Origin of the sequence: Halorubrum tibetense (genome assembly GCF_042661865.1) — an archaeon.
Taxonomy (GTDB): Archaea; Halobacteriota; Halobacteria; order Halobacteriales; family Haloferacaceae; genus Halorubrum; species Halorubrum tibetense.
Map to the genome: position 1 here is coordinate 1 of NZ_JBHSWW010000196.1, position 4,659 is coordinate 4,659.

Annotated in this window: 5 protein-coding genes; 2 read left to right on the forward strand and 3 right to left on the reverse strand. The window is 67.7% G+C overall.

What is annotated here, in order from left to right; all coding sequences use genetic code 11:
• Window positions 1-236: 236 nt before the first annotated feature.
• A complete protein-coding gene (gene uvrB, locus ACFQEU_RS11630; RefSeq protein WP_379782304.1) occupies window positions 237-2,291 on the reverse strand; it encodes an excinuclease ABC subunit UvrB in 2,055 nt (684 codons plus the stop codon).
• 137 nt (window positions 2,292-2,428) lie between these two features.
• Here uvrB and ACFQEU_RS11635 point away from each other — a divergent pair, with 137 nt between their 5' ends.
• Together ACFQEU_RS11635 and hisG are read left to right on the forward strand one after the other, a co-directional pair.
• Entirely contained in the window at window positions 2,429-2,833 is a 405-nt protein-coding gene (locus ACFQEU_RS11635) for a hypothetical protein (RefSeq protein WP_379782306.1), read from the forward strand.
• 313 nt (window positions 2,834-3,146) lie between these two features.
• Window positions 3,147-4,037, forward strand: a complete 891-nt coding sequence (gene hisG / locus ACFQEU_RS11640; protein WP_379782308.1) for an ATP phosphoribosyltransferase — start codon at window positions 3,147-3,149, stop codon at window positions 4,035-4,037.
• Window positions 4,038-4,051: 14 nt separating this feature from the next.
• Here hisG and ACFQEU_RS11645 read toward each other — a convergent pair whose 3' ends face one another.
• Complete coding sequence (locus ACFQEU_RS11645) at window positions 4,052-4,312, reverse strand: GIY-YIG nuclease family protein (protein WP_379782310.1); 261 nt, start codon at window positions 4,310-4,312, stop codon at window positions 4,052-4,054.
• On the reverse strand, window positions 4,309-4,659 hold a 351-nt coding region (locus ACFQEU_RS11650), incomplete at its 5' end, for an AIR carboxylase family protein (protein ID WP_379782312.1). The genes ACFQEU_RS11650 and ACFQEU_RS11645, both read right to left, overlap by 4 nt.

The following is a 4,659-nucleotide window of genomic DNA, read 5'->3' on the forward strand; positions in this document are numbered from 1 at the left end:
GGTCCTCGGGGACGTACCGGCTCCGGACGCCGAGGTCCCGCGGCGTCGACGCCGCCAGGTCGTGGACCCGATCGGTACACCCCGCGGTCGCGACGGCGAACGTACCGGCGACGACCGCGCGGCGGCGCATGGGTACCGGTCCGTCAGTTGCCGATAAAAACCGCCCGGGCCCGTAACCGCGACTGATAATCGGCGTCGAGGGCGAACGGGAGGGGAAGGACTGCCGGGCGGGACGGTTACTCGTCGATCATCGGGGCGGGCACGCCCTCGTCGTCGCCGTCCAGCTCGAACGCGCGACGGAGCTCGGCGATCCGGTCGCGGATATCGGCGGCCAGCTCGAACTCGAGGTTGCTCGCCGCCTCGTTCATCCGGTCTTCGAGCGCCTCGATCCGCGCTTCCGCCTCCTCCTCGCTCTCGACGTCGCCGACGCTGACCGAGGAGGTGTCCGTCTTCGACCCGGGGAGGTTCGTCTCGCCGACCGGTTTGTCGATGGTTTTCGCCTCGTACCCGTGCTCTTCGTTGTACGCCAACTGGATCTCGCGGCGGCGCTGGGTCTCCTCGATCGCGGCCTCCATCGAGTCGGTGGTCCGGTCGGCGTAGAGGACGACCTCGCCGTTGACGTTGCGGGCGGCCCGCCCCATCGTCTGCACGAGCGTCGTCGTGGAGCGGAGGAACCCCTCCTGATCGGCATCGAGGATAGCCACGAGGCTCACCTCCGGGATGTCGAGCCCCTCGCGAAGGAGGTTGATCCCGACGAGCACGTCGATGTTGCCGAGTCGGAGATCGCGGATGATCTCGTGGCGCTCCAAGGTGTCCGTCTCGTCGTGCATGTACGCGACGTCGACGCCGGCCTCCTCGAAGTACTCCGTGAGGTCCTCGGCCATCCGTTTCGTGAGCGTGGTGACGAGGACGCGCTCGTCGCGCTCGATCCGCTCGTCGACGCGATCGAGGAGGTCCTCCACCTGCCCGGTCGCCTCCCGAACCTCCACCTTCGGGTCGACGAGGTGGGTCGGCCGGACGATCTGTTCGACGATCCGGTCCGAGGTCTCGCGCTCGTAGTCGCCGGGTGTCGCGGAGACGTAGAGGGTACGATCCGTCTTCTCCTCGAACTCCTCGAAGGTGAGGGGCCGGTTGTCGTACGCGGTGGGGAGCCGGAACCCGTTCTCGACGAGCGAGTCCTTCCGCGATTTATCGCCCTCGTACTGGCCTTTTATCTGGGGGATCGTCTGGTGGGACTCGTCGACGACGGTGAGGAAGTCGTCGGGGAAGTAGTCGAGGAGGGTGTACGGCGCGTCGCCCGACTCGCGGTCATCCATGTGGACGGAGTAGTTCTCGATCCCGGAGCAGTAGCCCGCCTCCCGGAGCATCTCGATGTCGAACGTCGTCCGTTCCTCGATACGCTGAGCCGCGACGAGGTCCCCCTGTCGCTCGAAGTACCTGACGCGTTTTTCCATCAGGTCCTCGATCTCAGCGATCGCCTGCTCCAGCTTCTCGTCGGGGATCGAGTAGTGCTCGGCGGGATGGAGCATGACCGCGGGCTCGTCGCTTACGACCTCGCCTTTCATCGGGTCCACCTTCCGCATCCGGTCGATCTCGTCGCCCCACAGCTCCACCCGAACCGCGTACCGGCCGTACATCGGATAGATCTCGACGGTGTCGCCGCGCACGCGGAACGTACCCTGCGTGAAGTCCACGTCGTTGCGCTCGTAGTTCAGGTCGACGAGCCGGGCGAGCAGCTCCTCGCGGCCGACCGCCTCGCCGACCTCTAGGCGGAGCGCCATCTCCCGGTAGTTGGCCGGGTCGCCGAGCCCGTAGATCGCGGAGACCGAGGCGACCACGATCACGTCGTCGCGGGTGAGAAGCGAGCGCGTCGCGGAGTGGCGCAGGCGGTCGATCTCCTCGTTTATCGACATCTCCTTGTCGATGAACGTGTCCGTCTGCTCGACGTACGCCTCCGGCTGGTAGTAGTCGTAGTAGGAGACGAAGTACTCGACCGCGTTGTCCGGAAAGAGCTCCCGGAACTCCTCGTACAGTTGGGCCGCGAGCGTCTTGTTGTGCGCCAACACGAGCGTCGGCTGGTCGAGCTCCTCGGCGACCCACGAGACGGTGTTCGTCTTTCCGGACCCCGTCACGCCGAGTAGCGTCTGTTTGTCCGCGCCCGACTCGAACTCCTCGACCAGGCCCTCGATCGCCTCCGGCTGGTCGCCCGCAGGCTCGAACGGGGCGTCGACGCGGAGCGGTCGGTCGACGGTCGGACGGTCCTCCGAGAGGGGGGAGTCGGCGTCGCTCACGATACGCGTCGTTGGCGGCGGAGACACTTGAGCGGCGCGGCTACGTTGGTGACTGCGGCGAGATCGGTCTCGCGCGGACGGTTCCGCTTTCTCCCGACGGGGGAAGACCGATTACCGATCGGGCTGAACGCACATCCGTGTCCCTCCTCACACCGGCCGTCGCGTTCGGCGCCGCCCTCGTCCTGTTCGTCTGGCTCGCGTCCGGCGTCTGGGTCAACTTCGACGCCCACGCACGCGGGAGCGACTATCCGGCCGTTTGGGGCGTTCTTGCGCCCCTCTCGGGAATCATGTTGTTCTACTACCTGCTGTGGTGGCGTCGCGGACGGTCCCGCGAGTACCCGCCGTCTCGGTGGGAGCGAGCCGCCGCCGTCGTCGTCGTCGCCGGTCTCGGCGGACTGGTCGTCGGGAGTCTCGTGTCGCCGCCGGATCCGGCCTCGCAGTTGACCACCTGGCCGGTCGCGTTCGCCGGCTGTCTCCCCGTCGCGTACTGGGTGGTCAGAAAGAGGTTTGGCACGGTCGAGAGTGTGTCTACCGGTCGTTGAGGTGGACCCTCAAAAGTGTCAGTCGTTCACTTATAAACTGATGACGTTGGATCGACGGTGAATGCCTCCAAAGCCCCAGCCGCGAGGATGCCCCTTTGAGTCCCACCCGACCGCAACCGCACCGCACAGCCTCACGCCTCCCCAACCTCGCGGCTCCCTTCGGTCGCCGCGTCCCTCGCGCGTGCGACTCGCCCCCGAAGGGCGCTCGTCGGCACGCGCCACCGCATCGATCGTTTATAAGCGATCTCGCGACGACGCTCGTCACCGCTCCCCGGACGAAAACGTTTCCCCGCCTCCCCGCGACTTCCCGCACATGCGCATCGCCGTCCCCAACAAGGGCCGCCTACACGAGCCGACACTCTCGCTTCTGGAACGAGCCGGGCTCCACGTCGAGGAGACCGCCGACCGCCAGCTGTACGCCGACACCGTCGACCCCGACGTCTCGGTCCTTTTCGCGCGCGCGGCTGACATCCCTGAGTACGTCCGTGACGGCGCGGCCGACCTCGGCGTCACCGGGCTCGACCAGGCCGCGGAGTCCGGCGGCGTCGTCTCGTCCGCGAGCGAGGCGGGCGACGACGACCTCGTCGACCTGCTCGATCTGGACTACGGCTCCTGCAAGCTCGTCCTCGCCGCGCCGGAGGACGGCGACATCTCGACCGTCGACGACCTCGTCGGCAAGACGATCGCCACCGAGTTCCCGAACGTCACCCGAAACTACCTCGACCGCGTGGGCGTCGACGCCGACGTGGTCACCGTGACGGGCGCGACCGAGCTTACCCCGCACGTCGACATGGCCGACGCCATCGTCGATATCACCTCGACGGGGACGACCCTGAAGGTGAACCGCCTCGCCGTGATCGACGACGTGCTCGACTCCTCAGTCCGGCTGTTCGCGCGCCCCGACGTCGTCGACGACCCCAAAGTCGAGCAGGTGCTGACCGCCTTCGAATCCGTGCTCGCCGCCGACGGTCGGCGTTACCTGATGATGAACGCCCCCAAGGAGCGGCTCGACGAGGTGAAAGACGTGATCCCCGGGCTCGGCGGCCCGACGGTGATGGACGTCGAGGCCGACGAGAACGGCAACGGGATGGTCGCGGTCCACGCGGTCGTCGAAGAGCGCGACGTGTTCGCGACGATCACGGAGCTGAAAACGGTCGGTGCGAGCGGCATCCTCGTCACCGAGATCGAGCGGCTGGTGGAGTGACCGCAGTCGCCCTCCTACTCCTCGCCGACCAGGCGTTCCTTCTCCCGTCGCGATAGCGACTTGATCGCGTGCTCGCGGGACATCGCCGCCGACCGCGAGTCGAACGACTCGACGTGTCGCAGCGTCACGGGGGTTCGCCCGCGAGTGTATTTCGCCCCCTCGCCCGCGTCGTGTTCCGCGACCCGTCGGTCGACGTCCGTGGTGTACCCCGTATAAAAGGTGCCGTCCGCACACTCGAGCACGTAGACGTGGTGATCGGTCGCGCTGCCGGTCATGCCCCGTCTATCGTGCGGGCGATCAACCCCGCCTGTGCGCCGGCGACGAAGCCGGCGTCGACGTTCACGGTCGTGAGGACGGTACACGACTGGAGCGCACCCGACAGCGCCGCCGCGCCCGCGCCACCCTCGCCGTACCCCGTCGACACCGGAACCGCGATCACGGGCGCGGCGACTAACCCCGCGACGACAGTGGGGAGCGCCCCCTCACGGCCGGCCGCGACGACGATCACGTCCGCCTCGCGGATCCTATCGATCTGGTCGAGCAGCCGGTCGAGGTTGGCTACACCCACGTCCGCGATCCGGTCGACCGACGCGCCGACCTCGCGAGCGACGAGGGCCGCCTC